Source organism: Chloroflexota bacterium (assembly GCA_026708035.1).
In the GTDB taxonomy this organism is placed as follows: Bacteria; Chloroflexota; UBA11872; order UBA11872; family UBA11872; genus JAJECS01.
This window is the reverse complement of the sequence record JAPOVQ010000008.1, coordinates 22024-35939: the sequence shown is the minus strand read 5'-3', so window position 1 is coordinate 35939 and position 13916 is coordinate 22024. Positions and strand designations below refer to the sequence as shown.

Here is a 13916-nt window from a genome sequence, read left to right as displayed (position 1 = left end):
CAGGGCGAGAACAGGGCAGCCACGAGGGCTGCCCCTACAAAACGCGCCCGTGCGGTTGCCGCCCTTCGCGTAGGGGCGTCCCTGGTGGGCGCCCGTTCGGCCGGTGAGCAGGGCAGCCACGAGGGATTGCCTTTCCAATACGCCGCCGATTGTCTGTCCGGTGTAGCATCGGTGCGACGTGGGGACGCGCGCGGGATGCGAGCAGGGCATGAAGGTTCGAGCAGTCGACTTCGTTCAGATCCAGGTGCGCGACATGGACCGGGCCCTGGGCTTCTATCGCGACGCCCTGGGGATGCCGGTCGGCCAGGCGTGGGGCGACGAATGGGTGGAGCTGGCGGCCGGCGACACCACGATCGCGCTGGCGGCCGAGGTCGAGGGCGTCAGCGTCGCGCTGTCCGTCGATAGCGTGAGCGACGCGGTCCAAGAGCTCAAGGCGAAGGGCGTGGAGGTGGTGGCCGGACCGCAGGGCAACGAATGGTGCGCCAGCGCCGCGATCCGGGATCCGGAGGGCAACCTGCTCGTGCTGCACCAGCGTCACGACGGCACGGTGGGATAGGCGAGACTCTTGCGTACTTCTGCGTCATTCCGGCGCCGGCCGCACTTCAGTCTGGTCGAGTCTCCACGCGCCCTCGTGGCACGCGCTGGGGGCGCTTCGCGAACGACCCCTGCTGAGCATCTGCGGAGTCTTGCCGACCGTCTCGGCGAGTGGGTCGCACGAAAAAGGCGTGAGCGGGCGAATGCGTGGGGCCATCCGCCGAACGCCGACTTCTCAGGGCCGAATCGGTTCTCCGTGTCGAGGGCCAATGGCCATTCCGACTTTCGCAAGGCGGCAGGTGCGCGCCGCTACGCACCCGGCGTGATCCGCCGCTACCAGCCCGTCGTCAGGTCACAGGCAGAGTTGCCGCGGCGTCCCGCCGCTCCGCTCCGCTGGGCGCGTCTGGCGGTGACGGGCCTTCAAGTGGCCCCCCGCAGGGCGTTGGGCGTGCTGAGGGGCATCCTGCGCCTGTTGCTCGACGAGTCGGCCACCTCATCTCGCACCCAGCGCGTGATTACCGACGCGTCGATTCGGCACAACATGCCCATCCACACGCTGTCGGGCTACGGGGCGTCGGATCTGAACTAGCCAAGGCTCGGGGGCGTCGCGACTCTTCGCGATCAGGCCTCGACGCCGTCGGCTGCCCGAAGAGCACTTCGCTGCTTGCACAATGCCAGCAATGCTGGCATTGTGCTGCTATGCCAATCCAGATCACCATTCGGGACGTTCCCGACGACGTCCGCAACGAGCTGGCGTCGCGCGCGGCCCGTCGCGGCCAGTCCATGCAGGAATTCCTGCGCGGGGAGCTGGAGCGCATCGCGTCGCGGCCCTCCAACGACGAATGGCTGGCAGAAGTACGTCGGCGCAAGGCAGCGTACGGCACGCGCGTGACGGCGTCAGAAATCCTCGAGGCTCGCGACGCGGACCGCAAGTGAGGGCCGTCGTCGACGCATCCGTCCTCGTCGCGGCTCTAGTCGAGACTGGACCCGTAGGATCCTGGGCCGAAGCGGCTGTTGCCGAAGGCCCCGTGGCCGGACCGGAGTTCGTCTTAGCCGAGACCAGCAACATCCTGCGCCGGATGGAGCGATCCGGCCGGATTTCAACGCTGCAAGCCACTGCCAGCCACCGCGACATGCTGCGGTTGGATATTGCCTTGTTTTCGTTCGCCCCGTACGCCGAGCGCGTGTGGGCGCTGCGCGCAAACGTCACCAGTTACGACGCGTGGTATGTCGCGTTGGCCGAGGCCCTCGACTATCCGCTCGTGACGCTCGATCGCCGGCTCAGCCGCGCCAGCGGTCCGAGGTGCGACTTCATCACGCCGCCCCACCAATAGCCGACCGCGGCACCCCCGGCGTCATGCCCGCGCAAGGAGTTCTTTGCGCAACCCCTCCGTCATTACCCGCGCAGACGGGAACCCACCCATCATGCCGACAAACGGCCTACCCGAAGGCGAAATGGGACGGGATCCAGTCCGGTCGAGACCGGTGGCGCGGGATGGTTGGAGTATGGGCGGGGTATCAGACCCGCCCGTTCAGTTGCGCCCATACTTACGGCACGGTCCAACCCTGGCCCCTCAAAGCTCCCGCAGCTTGAGCCACGTCGGGTGGTCGGCTGGTAGCCGCCGCGGGCGGCCGTCCCCGTCCACGAAGGCATTCTGCGTCGTGGCGGTCGCCAGCAGCGTGTCGTCGCGCCGAATCTCGTAGCGCAGCCGCACCCGCAGCCGCGAGACCTCGACCACCCACACCTCAATGGTCACCACGTCCTCCCCAAAGGCCGGCGAGAGATAGCGGCAGCTGCAATCAACCAACGACAGAAACATGCCGCCGGCGGTGAGGTCGGCGTAGCCAAGGTCGATGGCGCGCAGCCACCCGAGCCGCGCCTCTTCGAGCCAGAGCAGATAGCTCGAATGGTGCGCGATGCCCTGCGCGTCGGTATCCGAGTAGCGCACGCGCAGGGTCTCGCGGTGAGCGGGCGGCGCATCGGGCGCGTCCCGGCGTTCGCGGGGCATCGGACCGCGCGGCCGACTACGCCCCGACGCGCGCGAGGAAGTCGTCGATGGCGTCCGCTCCGTCGAGCACCTGGATGCGCACGTCGAACGACGCCGTCTCGCCGGGCCCGAGGGAGTGCAAGGTGCCGTCGGCGCGGTTGCGCGCGCGGCCGAGCACGGTCGCGTTGCCGGGCTCGATGCCGGTCACGTAGTCGCCGGGCGTGGTGTTTCGCCAATGGTTCAGATAGGGCAGCTGGTGCTTGTTCCAGGTGAACCCCAGCCCAAGCCCGTCGCCCAGCCCGCGATTCACGAGCGCCGCGTGAACCGTGCCGTCGGTCGCCGCCTCCACGTCGTGAATCAACACCTGCACCTGCCAGTCGACGGAGGGGCCTTCGTAGACTTCCCACCCCTCCGGGCTTGCCCCGGTGTAAATGTCGTGGAACCGGCGCGACTGGCTGCGCACGTGGAACCGCGCGCCCTCGTCGAGCAGCGGATGGCCGGGGTTCATGTGATACAGAATCATCATGTGCTGCTGGCGGTGGCCGTGATTGGTCACCGTGTCGTGAATCTCGATGGTGCTGGAGCCCAGCGAAGTTTCGATGCGGCGCACCAGCTCCAGGTTTTCGCCGTAGAGAGTCGCCTGGCGCACGCGGCCCTGGACCCACATGCGGTAGTCGTCGCCGTCCCACGCGCCGTCCGCCCAGACGTTGGTCGCGCCCAGGTTGGACAGCCGTCCGTGCAGACCCTCCTCGCCCCCCTCGTCGTCGTCGTCCACCGGATCGCCCACGTTGGTGAGACCGCCGGTCACCAGCAGGCCGAGCACCGTGGTGCGAATCCAGCCCTGGCCGCCGGGCTCGTAGCGGGCGCCCTGCACGTCGCCCGTCGGCGTGCGGAACGCCAGGGGAATGCCGCGGTATGAAGCGCTCGAAATGTCCAGGGCGCGCCCGGGAAGCACGGTGAAGCGCAGACCCGATCCCGTGTCGAAATCGACCGCCTCCACGCCGTCGCCCGAGCCGCCGTCGAGGCGGTATTCGCGGACGCCGCCGACCTGGGAGAGGTCGCCAACGCGAGCCATCAACTCCGCGCGGGTGTAGTCACGTCCCCAGAGCGTTGGCATCAGGTCGTCCCCCGTCCATATCGAGAGCCGCATTGTAGGTGGGCCGGGGATCGGCGGGATTCGTCCCTCAGAGCGTGCCGATCAACCGAGCCAATCTACCCTTTAGGGAGGGAGGACTAGGTGCCTTGCACGGCAGTGTTGTGCCCAACTGTTGGGTCCAATGCCCTCCGCCATTTCACCTAGGACTGATCGCTTCCGAGGTACCGATGCACATCGGCGGTCGAAATTGCGCCCAGTTCTGCTAACCCGTCGAGAACTTCGCGCAGGATCGCTTCATGTCTTGTTAGCGGCGCGACCTGGTCAAGAAGGTCCTTCATCATTTCGGCGTGAAGCCATGCGTCGTCCCGCAGTCGATACCAGTCGACGCAGCGGCCGAGGAGCGCGAGCACGGTGTCCGGATCCTCCTCAGCGTATCGCCCCAGATATTCAAAGACAGTGTGTATTTCGAACCCTTCACTCACCTGATCCAGAGATGCTTCAATCAGGTTGTCGATTGTGCGCGGCGGCAACTGAAGATCCTTCAGCCAGCGGAGGTAGGTCGCCAATTGTGGTCCATCCTGACCGCCGATTTCCTCGACGTGCTTTGCCCAATATCGTCGAAACCAGCAGATAACAGTTGATTGTAGCTTGGCGTCGGTGCTGTCAGTCATCTCTCGCACAGCCCGTCCGAGGGCGAAGACTATTGAACCTCTTGCAACCGGTGTGAAATCTGAACTAAGCGTGCTCAACAGTAGTTCGTCATAGCCAGCAATATTTCTGAGGGCTCCGATCACTATATGCTGAAAGAACCGATCTCTGAGATCATCTTCGAGGATTCCGTCCGCCTGCAGCGTGCGCGCGCTAATCCGATAGGCATCATGGAGACGCTCTAGGGTACCGGTCCAAAGAGTAGGCGCTGATAGATGTCCGGACCAGAATGCAACCTTAGCAGTAGACGTTTCTGACGTTTCGAATTCGAGATACCGCGCGATAGATTCGGCTGAGTCCGGTGAGCGGTCGCAAAATAGCGCATAGTAGAGTCCGACACCGATCCACGCGTCGATGCCGAGGCCCATCGAATCTCGACTCAAGCGTTCTAGCACAGTCGTTTTGAACCACTCTGGAAGGTCTTGGAGACTCTCCTTGTCGGTATCGGCCTTGAAGATCTCTCGGCGGAGAAGTTCGAGCAATGCTCGCATGGCTTTGCCGGCTGGTAGGTTTAGGTAACCGCCGACAAACGAGTGTTCGAGAGATTCCGACTCGAGTCTGTCGGTGCGCTTCGATTTCTCGATTACTTGCATTGCGAGTTTTCTGGCACTATGACTCAGCCCGAGGGGAATTGAATCTCCGATGCCCTCCAACAAGCCGCCGATCGGCCATAGCTTGTCTGCCGGAAGCTTGGAAACCATTCTGGAAGCCCAATCTATGACTTCGCTCCATCGGATCGGATCATCTCCTGCGACTTCGGCCATTGCTTCGATCGCTTGCCAAACCTGTCGGCCCTCCAGGTCCTCCGGTCGGATCTGGACTAGCGGGTCGAGTGTGCCGCGAGCCTTGGCGTATTCGGCCAATAGTGACCACATCTCACTTGTACTGTGCTTCCATGTGATCCGCACCCCATGGGCGGCGGGATCCCGAACAAGGGCCAACAGCTCGTCGGACGACAACGTCGATGCACGTTCAGCGAAGCTGTCAAGGTCCAATGGTGCACCTCGTGAAGTAACGCTGCCGAAGTAAACGCCACGAAACAGATGTCTATCGGAATCTTCGAAATCGTCCTCTATCGGTGCTGGGGGCTCGGGCAGAAGTTCTATGGGAAGAACTTGGGACCACAGCTTATAGTCGAACCGGTCGTTCTCGCTCGAACTATCGTGGAGAGACGTCACGAAGCGCTTAAGCGTGTCAGTTCGCTGTTCGGTAATATCCGTTATGTCGTCTGACAGCAACTTTGCTAACTCGTGAAAGAGATGATCGTTTGCTAGATTCTCGTGAGTGATGACTCTCGCTTCATGAATAGTCAAGTCGGAGCGTAGTAGGAAGCAGTGGGCGATTCCGATTCGCCGCTTCGTTGGCCAACTGGATTGAAGGAGTTTCGTGACTGCTGTCGACCGGGCGGAGTCGTCCTTTGTCTGAAGCAACGCATCCCGCAATACGTCAATCAGGAGGCTAATGGCAGAGGACTCGGTCAAGTCCATTCGATGAGGTTCAATTGCATGCCGCAAATACCGGACGTTGTCGTCTTCCGGCGTACCACAACGCTCAATGAGCGCTGCCTCGAGGGTATGGCTCACTGCCTCCACGGCGGGCTCAGATCGCCCTAGGATCGGCGCGATGGCGTGACTGAAATCGGATCCCACCCCTTCCGTGATCGAGAGACCAGATTCCGCGAGTTTGCGCAGGATCGCTTCCAACAGGGCGAGCGCTGCCTTCGGCTTTCCGTCTGAGTTGAGCCGCTGCGATGACTCCGAGGCTTGGTAGAGAAGCAGAGGTTCGATGGACATTGCGTCGACAGACCACTTGGCGAATTGTGGTCCGACATAGGCTCCAGAAGATTCGTCCAGCGCCTCGAGGATTTCAAATGCGCCGCGAATTGCTGCCCAGTTGTCGGTATCGATGCTGCACAAGAATTGGGCGACTTCGGAGGGCGCAGCAGAGGCTACCCGCCTGAGCAATCCGGAGGCCATCCAGTACGGAGCGCGGCGGTCGCCATTCGCGGCCAAGAGAACCGGCTTGGGGGCAAGAATGCCGGCGTCTCGCAGGCTTCGAAACCACTCGACGCTTTCGACAACGTCCCAGAACGCCAACGCCACCCTCGGATGCCCATTCACTATCGCCACTGCCCGCCTAACTTGGCCGGGAGTCGGAGCCGCGATTGATGCGAGCTCCTCAGCTTCAATCAGGCGTTCGACGAACTCCAAGTCGTTTTCGGCCACAGTCAACTCCCTGCTTCGACGCTGCGTTTGCCGGATGATCTCAAATGCCGCACGATAAGGATCCGGTGCCCCACCATCCTGATACCAAATCACCCGTACACCGTATTGTTTCAGCCGCTGAGTTCGCGCGTGCATACTTTCTATCCTGGAAGTTTCATCTTGATCAGGAGCCTTTTCTAGGCTGTACCATTTGAGGTTCGAAACGGTTTCGGACATTTGGACGTCGCCAGCGGTAGACTGTCGCAATCGAGCAGCCTGTGCCATGTTGGCGAGCGATGAAGATATACGAGTATCACGAAACGAAAAATCCGAGAAATAGAACTGGATAAGGGGCAATGAGCTGTAACTTAGCTTTTGCAAATCCACCCTGTATGTCATCGTACGCGAAATCATATCCCTTGGATCCGATGACAAGATGATCATCGATGCACTTGGCGGTCGATGCTCGCCCATGCAAGTAGATGAATCTAGACTCCATTGGCATGTAGTGAGGATAGGACGCAATGGGATCCCCGTAGGCTGCTTGAAACAAAAGTTCATCAATATTCGTGGTATAGTAATAGCGAAATAGGCGCGTCCGTCGAGCAATTCTCATGAGGCTGGGAATTGCCGGATTCGGATTCCCGAAAGTTGACTTTATATATGCGAGAGATCTTGTATGGTCTCTGCTGGTATGATAGTCAATATCAGTTGGTATATCCCGGCCTGAATCTGAATTCTGCGGTCGTTCGTCGGCGCCAAAGTGCTTCAAGAATCCCCTATGGAACTCATCCCAAGTCGGCAGTCCTGCGGACGCAGAGACTCCCGCGCCGAAGAAAGCTATGCCACCGTCGGTGGATCGAGTTAGCTCGTGTATGAATTCATTGAACGTGCCGGCGGAGTCAGCGTCTTCAAATGGCCAATTACTTCCGTCGGTCATATCAGATTCCCGAGTCCCCATAGAGCGAGTGAACGGTCTCGCGAGAGCGCCCGCCCAGGCGGTATTCGCGGACGCCGCCGACCTGGGACAGGTCGCCAACGCGAGCCATCAACTCCGCGCGGGTGTAGTCACGTCCCCAGAGCGTTGGCATCAGGTCGTCCCCCGTCCATATCGAGAGCCGCATTGTAGGCAGGCTGCGGACGCGCGCCTTCATTCCCCTTCGTTGAGGAGCGGGCCCACCTTTTCTCCTGGGGTTAGGAACTACTCCGTCTGCTGAAGGAGAGGGTGTTGTTCCCTCTCCTGGGGGAGAGGGTTAGGGTGAGGGGTTCTTCCGTTGGCAGAGGCAGAGCCCGCACTCGCTGGATGAGCATCCATGTCGCATTCGAACCGTCCCTTCGAGCACACTCCGCCCCGGCTCATCAAGCTGGCCCGGGGCCTCCGCCGAGGCCAGACTGATTCAGAAGTCGTGCTCTGGCAGCTGGTTCGCCGCCGGAGAATGGGGGTCAAGTTTCGCCGCCAGCACCCAATCGCCCCTTTGTGCTGGACTTCTATTGCCATGAGCTGCGCCTTGCTGTTGAGGTGGATGGGGGGCAGCACGCCGATCTGACCGGACGCACAAGCGATGCAAGGCGCACTGCCACTCTCGAGGGTCGGGGTATCCATGTGCTGCGTTTCACGAATCTCGAGGTATTACGGGAAACGACCGCCGTGGCCGATGCGATTTGGCACGCGTGCCAAGAGCGCCTGGCTGCTACCCGGCAGGCGTCGACGTGAACCGGGCGCATGGCTCGAAAGGGCCCTCACCCCGACCCTCTCCCAGAGGGAGAGGGAGAAGAAGCCGTCGCTACTCGATGAGGTCCCAATCGCACGGCAGCGCCGGGATTGGCCATGCCGGATCGGGACGCCACGTTTCCCAGCCGTCGGCGAACGGCGAGCGCTTCGCCTCCAGCCGGGCAATGGCGCGCTCGCCCTCCGCGTAGAAGGCATCGGCTTGCGTCTGGGTGACGAGTCCCAGCCCAACCGCCCTTGCCAGCTCGTCTTCGTCCTTCCACCGCCAGCCGGCCAGGTCGGGCTCGACGACGAGATCTAGCACGTGGTCGGTGAAGTCGAAGCCGATGGACGTGCGCTGGTAGGCGCTTTCGAGGTTGACATACCAGCGATGAAACCGGCCGCCCTTCCACATGGCGTAGTAGGCGTGCGCGTCGTCCGCGGACTTGATGCGGATCAGGTCGTCCCGCCAGATGTCGTCGACCATCTCCCAGTCCCCGATCGGCAAGTGGTCGGATCGGTAGGTGCTCTTGTTCTTGATGGGCGTGCCGGCGGCCAGGTAGAGGGCCGTGATTCGCTCGGTGTCGGCGATCACCGTCATCGGCATCGCGATTTGGATTTTCGCGCCCCACACGCTGCGCACGACGACCTGGTCGCCGGGTTGCCGGCGCCGGTCGGTCACGGCAGGATCGACGCAATTCCGGGACAACGCATCGCTTCGCCCCGGTCCGTGCCTATTCGACGGGCTGATGGAAGTACCAGCAGAGTCCGTCCGGCGCGACGACGAAGAACACCTGGAACTTCTGCCCGTCGCGCTCATCCACGCGCGAGTTGGCGATGGCGACGCCGTTGGCCTCCAGCTCCTGCCGGGCGCGGTGGATGTCGCTGACCAGGATGGCCGCGCCGTCGACGCTGGCATCGCCGCCGTTCACGGCAAAGCCGAGCCGCACGCCGTCTCGCTCCATGAGGACGGTGGGAACGGGGCTGTCCCGGCGCTCCGCCTCGGAAAGGCCGAAGGATCGGGAATACCACTCCGACGCTGTGTCCAGGTCCGTGACGGGCAGCGCGAGCACGTCGTCCTGGAACGGGTAGGCCGCTTCGAACAAGGAGTTGTCATTCATTGGCGGATTCCCGGGATTCTGGGCCCACCTGCAACGCCGCAAACGCCCACAGCAAGAAGACCAATGTCCGCAGCGGGTTCAGCGCCTCCCAGAGGATGTCGTGGTTGACGAAGTAGGCGTTGATGAACACCACGGTTCCGAGCGCGGCGAAGACCGCGGCGCCGATGCCGTCCCAGAAGCCGCCGCGAATCCAGAGTGCGGCAACGGCCACGGTGGTGCATCCCAGGAAGAGCGGGTTGATCATCTTCCAGACATTGCCGAAATGCGCCGACGACAACACTTCCGTGTACGTGTTGAGAAAGACGATTACGGCCAGGACGGTCAGGATCAGACCGCGCGACCACGCCACGCGGCGGGTGCCACGCCAGATCCACCAGACGCCGGGAATGCCCATGAGCAGCGCGCCGATCTGCCAGAGCCGCCAGGTCCAGTTGTCGGTCGAGGCCAGACCCGGCCGGCTGAACATGCCGGTCTGGTCGCCCCACGCGAACAGTGCGACGCCGAGAATGGCCGCGGCGACGAGCGCTTGGGCGGCGCCGAGATCACGATGTCGAAATAGGCTGGTCATCACGTGCCTCACAGTTCACGACTGCGGTGATTATGGTCCCACGCTACACGCCGCGCGGGCCACCGGGCGGGCTCTTCGCCGGAATGACGGATCTGGTCGTGTAGAGGCGAGTTTCAAACCCGCCCCTGCGAGGCATGGCCGACTTGCCGCGCGGATGACGATGGACGGTTTGAGCGTCGTGTCCAAGACTAGAATTCGAATGAGTCGACTCCGACAAGGCCCCTGTCAAATGACGCACCTTCCGCTGGATCTGCGCGGCAGGGCGGTTCGCGAACCGCCCCTACCCCGGAGCCCGTCCTCATGATGCGCCCGTTGCTCGAGCGATTGGAGGCGCGAGCGTCGGCCGGCCGACCCGTCACGGTGGCGCTGGCGGGCGCCGGTCGGTTTGGGACGAGCATCGCGGCGCAGATCGCGCAGATGGACGGTTTGCGTCTGGCGGCCGTGGCCGATCCCAACGCGCGGAACGGCGCGGAGGCCCTGCGCGCCGCCGGTTGGGCGGACGACGAATTGCAGCGCTGCGAGAGCGCGGTCGCCGCGCAAGCGGCCGTTGAAGCGGGCAATGCCGCGCTGGCGCCCGACGCCGAGGCGTTGGCCTCCGCGCCCATCGAGGTGTTCGTGGACGCGACCGGTATCCCGGAGGTGGCCGCCCGCAACGCGTGGACGGCGTTGCGCGGAGGCCGCCACGTCGTCATGGTCACGGTCGAGGCGGACATGAGTTGCGGCTGGGCCTTGGCGCGCGAGGCGCGGCGGCAGGGGGTGGTCTACACGCTCGCCGCCGGCGACCAGCCGATCGCGATCATGGAGCTGTTCGACTGGGCCGTCGCGCTGGGCCTGGAACCGGTGGCCGTGGGGCGCGGCACGCGGCTCTACCCGCACGACCGCCACGGGGACGCCGACGAGGCCCTGGCGCGACTCGGCTACGACGCGGAGACTGCGGACCGTCTCCGCCTGAACGCGCAGATGTACAACTCGTTCCGCGACGGCACCAAGTCCCAGATCGAGATGTGCGCCGTTTCGAATATGACGGGACTGCCGCCGGACCGTCGCGGCATGCACGAGCCGTCGGCCGGCTTGAACGAGCTGGCCGATCTGTTCGCGCCGCGCGACGCCGGTGGTCTATTGCACCGGACGGGCGTGGTCGATCTGGCGAACGCCGTGGCGCCCGATGGCGCGTCCGAGATGCCGGAACACATCGCCACCGGTGTGTGGACCGTGGTCACCTGCGACGACGAGCGCGTGCGCGAGGACCTGCGCATTCACGGCACGCGCGTCTCGCACGATGGCGATCGCACGCTGCTCTTTCGCGAGTACCACCTGTGCGGCGTGGAGACGCCGCTGAGCATCGCCCAGGCGGCGCTGCTCGGCGCGGCGTCGGGCGCGCCCCGGGAAACGCCGACCTCCGAGGTGCTGGCGTTTGCCAAGCGCGACCTGCAGCCCGGCGACACGCTGGACGGATCGGGTGGAGAGTTGGTCTACGGCCTGATCGACCGGGCGGAAGCGGTGAGCGCCGACGGCGTGCTACCGCTGGGGCTCGCTTACGGGGCCGCTGTGCGCGAGCCCGTGGGCGCGGATCAGCCGATCCCCCTGGATGCGGTGAGCGTGGTCCAAGACTCATTCGTGGCACGGCTGCGCGAGGAGGCCGGCGCGTAGACCGCGATGTCGTCGTTGCGCCAGATTCGCGTCCACTCCACATTCGGCGCCGTCGGTGGCTCGACGGACGCCGGCAGGACCACCAGATCGGGCGTCCGTCCGCCCGGCGGCTCCAGCGTCCAGGACGCGGACGCCAGCAGGTGTAAATGCTGCGTGTCGACGGCGCCGACCAGGCGCGTGTGGGACAGCACCGAGGCGACTCGCAGCCCGTCCAACCAGCCGAGCTCCGGGGCGAGATGCACGATCGTCGACGACGGCGCCGAGCGCAGCGCTTCGTATGACTCGGGATGCGACTCGACGTCGAGCGTCAGGAACGCCTGCCTGACGCGGTAGAGCGATTCGGCGCCATCGCGCGCCAGCAGCTCGAACAGGCTCGGGTCGGCCAGCCAGCCCTGCGCCCGCGGCGGCAGCGCGGCCGCCCAGGCGTCCGTGGCGTGGACGTACTCGATGCCCAGCCTGCGGATGGCGTCGGGCTCCAGGTAGCTGACGGCGTCCAGGTATTCCGGGCCGGTGAAGTAGATGAGGTGCCGCAGATCGGAGAACCCTGCGCTGCTGGGCCGGCCGGTTGCCAGGGACACCGCCCAATAGGGCCACTCGGGCGTCAGCACCCGGGCGTGCAACGGCGTGCGGTCGCGGATGTAGCTCGCCAGGCGGTCCGACATGATCGGCATTTCAAACCGCCGCAGTGACGCCGGGCCTTGGCGGTGAAGCTCTCGCCGGACCCAGTCGGTGTTGGCCAGCTGCACACCGCTTCCAACCGCCGCCGCGAGACTGCGCACTGGCCCCGCAATGGTCGGCCAGACGACGACGGCGACGAGTAGGAGGCCGGCGGCGCCATGCCATCGGGCTGACACTCGGCTGGAGAGCCGGGTGGCGAGCGCGAGCAGCAGCGCCACAAGCGCGAGATTGTGGGCATGTCCCGCCAATCGGCTCACCACCCACGGCGCGGGCAAATAGCTGAGAACCAGCCAGGCCGCCAGCAGCACGGCGGCGCTCGCGGCTAGCGCAACCACCAGGCGATCGCGGCGCGCCAGGAGCACGGCGAGGCCCGCCACGACCACGGGGCCGATACCCAGCACGCCGATGCCGCCCGCCCGCGCGTCGAACGTGCCGAACGCCCGCCAGCGCGTTCGATCGACGTCCCACGACAGTCCGAGGCCGGTGGATGGTCCACCGTCGAAGAGCGCGGTGAAGGCGCTCCCGCCGAACAGCATCAGGAGCACGGCCAGCCCAAGCCCGGCGCCCAGTCGCAGCACGGCGCCGCCGCCGGGCCGATCTCGCACCACGTGGACAGCCGCCAGGACGGCCCACACGACAACCACCACGGGCGCGAGCGAGGTCACGAGAATGCCGAGGAATCCGACGATCGCCCCAAGCGTCAGCACGCCGTGCCACGTCTCGCGTTCAGATCGGACCGCGTGCCCCAGCACCACGAACGTGAGCGCGTATCCCAGGGTGAAGGCCGGTGTCCAGATGTCGTGCAGCGCCGCCGGTTCCGACGGCCACGACGGCCCGAGCGCCGGCCAGGTGACCTCGGCAACTGCGCCCCCTACATCGGCTGCCGGTAGTCCCGCGGGCACGAGAATCTGCAGAATGCCGCCGCCCAAGTCGGTCCAGGTCCAGGCGCCGGCGGTGAGCAGCAGCGGGGAAACGACCAGCGCGACTCGCCACGACCCACGCCCCAACAGCCCCGTCACCACCACCAAGGCGAAGGCCGTCCAGGCGTAGGCGCCAAGCAGCTCCTGCACGAACGCCAGGTCGGGCCCGATCGGCGGCGTGAGCAGGCCGACCAGCAGATCGACGGCGTGGTGGTAGCGCACGGGGCTGCCTGGATTCCAGGGCGCCTCCGGCGGAAACCCTCCCGCGCGGATCCATGCCGACAGCCCCAGATGCAGCGTTGGGTCCGGGCTTTCGAACAGCTGCCGACTGGCGAGCGTTAGCCAGAGGAGGGCCAAGACGGCCAACACGAAGACCGCCACGACTCGCGGCCGCGGTCGGATTGATTGGGGCGCGCGCCGCGCAAGGACCGCGCCCAGAACCAGCGTGACCCCCCAGCCGACGGCAGCGCCGGCGAGACCCGGCACGACGTAGAGCACGAAGTTCGTGATCAATCCCCAAAGCGCGAGGCCGACGACCAGCCCCTGCGCCAGGGCTGCCCGCTCGTCGGCCTGCCGCAGGGCCACGCGGACGACGACATAGCCGACCGCGGCCAGCGCCGCGAGCTCCGCCGCCAGGAGCAGCACCCCCGGGATCACGGCCGGATCGACGATCATTCGTCCATTTTCACCCGATGTGTCGGCGCTTGCGGCGGGTCAGATGGTGCTGCGCGATTCGTCCGG

Annotated in this window: 13 protein-coding genes and 1 pseudogene; 6 read left to right on the top strand and 8 right to left on the bottom strand. The window is 64.9% G+C overall.

Annotated features, from left to right (window positions below):
* The first annotated feature begins 208 nt into the window (after positions 1-208).
* The 4 genes from OXG33_03265 (at position 209) to OXG33_03250 (ending at position 1868) form a co-directional block, all read left to right on the top strand.
* Positions 209-556, top strand: a complete 348-nt coding sequence (locus OXG33_03265) for a VOC family protein (protein ID MCY4112946.1) — start codon at positions 209-211, stop codon at positions 554-556.
* 426 nt (positions 557-982) lie between these two features.
* Positions 983-1123 carry a hypothetical protein gene (locus tag OXG33_03260; GenBank protein ID MCY4112945.1) on the top strand — a complete coding sequence of 47 codons (141 nt, stop codon included), beginning with the start codon at positions 983-985 and terminating at the stop codon, positions 1121-1123.
* A 110-nt stretch (positions 1124-1233) separates the two neighbouring features.
* Positions 1234-1470: a hypothetical protein gene (locus tag OXG33_03255; protein MCY4112944.1), complete on the top strand. Its 237-nt coding sequence runs from the start codon at positions 1234-1236 to the stop codon at positions 1468-1470.
* A complete protein-coding gene (locus OXG33_03250; GenBank protein ID MCY4112943.1) occupies positions 1377-1868 on the top strand; it encodes a type II toxin-antitoxin system VapC family toxin in 492 nt (163 codons plus the stop codon). The genes OXG33_03255 and OXG33_03250 overlap by 94 nt, the downstream gene beginning before the upstream one ends.
* A 240-nt stretch (positions 1869-2108) precedes the next feature.
* On the opposite strand, the gene OXG33_03245 is transcribed toward OXG33_03250, so the two are convergent.
* The 4 genes from OXG33_03245 to OXG33_03230 form a co-directional block, all read right to left on the bottom strand.
* On the bottom strand, positions 2109-2543 hold the full coding sequence (locus tag OXG33_03245) for a thioesterase family protein (protein MCY4112942.1): 435 nt from the start codon (positions 2541-2543) through the stop codon (positions 2109-2111).
* 16 nt (positions 2544-2559) lie between these two features.
* A complete protein-coding gene (locus tag OXG33_03240; protein MCY4112941.1) occupies positions 2560-3639 on the bottom strand; it encodes an aldose 1-epimerase family protein in 1080 nt (359 codons plus the stop codon).
* 179 nt (positions 3640-3818) lie between these two features.
* Entirely contained in the window at positions 3819-6974 is a 3156-nt protein-coding gene (locus OXG33_03235; protein MCY4112940.1) for a hypothetical protein, read from the bottom strand.
* A 497-nt stretch (positions 6975-7471) separates the two neighbouring features.
* Positions 7472-7621 carry a hypothetical protein gene (locus OXG33_03230; protein MCY4112939.1) on the bottom strand — a complete coding sequence of 50 codons (150 nt, stop codon included), beginning with the start codon at positions 7619-7621 and terminating at the stop codon, positions 7472-7474.
* Positions 7622-7843: 222 nt separating this feature from the next.
* On the opposite strand from OXG33_03230, the pseudogene OXG33_03225 reads away from it, so the two are divergent.
* Positions 7844-8244: pseudogene (locus OXG33_03225) on the top strand (endonuclease domain-containing protein).
* A 70-nt stretch (positions 8245-8314) separates the two neighbouring features.
* Here OXG33_03225 and OXG33_03220 read toward each other — a convergent pair.
* From OXG33_03220 to OXG33_03210, 3 genes are read right to left on the bottom strand one after another with little or no spacing between them, the layout of a single operon-like run.
* Positions 8315-8920: a DUF402 domain-containing protein gene (locus OXG33_03220; protein MCY4112938.1), complete on the bottom strand. Its 606-nt coding sequence runs from the start codon at positions 8918-8920 to the stop codon at positions 8315-8317.
* Positions 8921-8972: 52 nt separating this feature from the next.
* Complete coding sequence (locus OXG33_03215; protein ID MCY4112937.1) at positions 8973-9359, bottom strand: VOC family protein; 387 nt, start codon at positions 9357-9359, stop codon at positions 8973-8975.
* A complete protein-coding gene (locus OXG33_03210) occupies positions 9352-9927 on the bottom strand; it encodes a hypothetical protein (GenBank protein ID MCY4112936.1) in 576 nt (191 codons plus the stop codon). Before OXG33_03210 ends, OXG33_03215 begins: the two co-directional genes overlap by 8 nt.
* A 300-nt stretch (positions 9928-10227) precedes the next feature.
* On the opposite strand from OXG33_03210, the gene OXG33_03205 reads away from it, so the two are divergent.
* On the top strand, positions 10228-11577 hold the full coding sequence (locus tag OXG33_03205; protein MCY4112935.1) for a flagellar biosynthesis protein FlgA: 1350 nt from the start codon (positions 10228-10230) through the stop codon (positions 11575-11577).
* On the opposite strand, the gene OXG33_03200 is transcribed toward OXG33_03205, so the two are convergent.
* Positions 11499-13850 (bottom strand): hypothetical protein, encoded by a 2352-nt coding sequence (locus OXG33_03200; protein MCY4112934.1) that lies wholly within the window; start codon positions 13848-13850, stop codon positions 11499-11501. The genes OXG33_03205 and OXG33_03200 overlap by 79 nt on opposite strands.
* Between the last annotated feature and the right edge of the window lie 66 nt (positions 13851-13916).

Excerpts from the sequence above, each read along its gene's own strand:
- OXG33_03265 (MCY4112946.1), top strand. The coding sequence starts at position 209 with ATGAAGGTTCGAGCAGTCGACTTCGTTCAGATCCAGGTGCGCGACATG.
- OXG33_03255 (MCY4112944.1), top strand. The coding sequence starts at position 1,234 with ATGCCAATCCAGATCACCATTCGGGACGTTCCCGACGACGTCCGCAAC.
- OXG33_03250 (MCY4112943.1), top strand. The coding sequence starts at position 1,377 with ATGGCTGGCAGAAGTACGTCGGCGCAAGGCAGCGTACGGCACGCGCGT.
- OXG33_03245 (MCY4112942.1), bottom strand. The coding sequence starts at position 2,543 with ATGCCCCGCGAACGCCGGGACGCGCCCGATGCGCCGCCCGCTCACCGC.
- OXG33_03240 (MCY4112941.1), bottom strand. The coding sequence starts at position 3,639 with ATGCCAACGCTCTGGGGACGTGACTACACCCGCGCGGAGTTGATGGCT.
- OXG33_03235 (MCY4112940.1), bottom strand. The coding sequence starts at position 6,974 with ATGATCATCTTGTCATCGGATCCAAGGGATATGATTTCGCGTACGATG.
- OXG33_03230 (MCY4112939.1), bottom strand. The coding sequence starts at position 7,621 with ATGCCAACGCTCTGGGGACGTGACTACACCCGCGCGGAGTTGATGGCT.
- OXG33_03215 (MCY4112937.1), bottom strand. The coding sequence starts at position 9,359 with ATGAATGACAACTCCTTGTTCGAAGCGGCCTACCCGTTCCAGGACGAC.
- OXG33_03210 (MCY4112936.1), bottom strand. The coding sequence starts at position 9,927 with ATGACCAGCCTATTTCGACATCGTGATCTCGGCGCCGCCCAAGCGCTC.
- OXG33_03205 (MCY4112935.1), top strand. The coding sequence starts at position 10,228 with ATGATGCGCCCGTTGCTCGAGCGATTGGAGGCGCGAGCGTCGGCCGGC.
- OXG33_03200 (MCY4112934.1), bottom strand. The coding sequence starts at position 13,850 with ATGATCGTCGATCCGGCCGTGATCCCGGGGGTGCTGCTCCTGGCGGCG.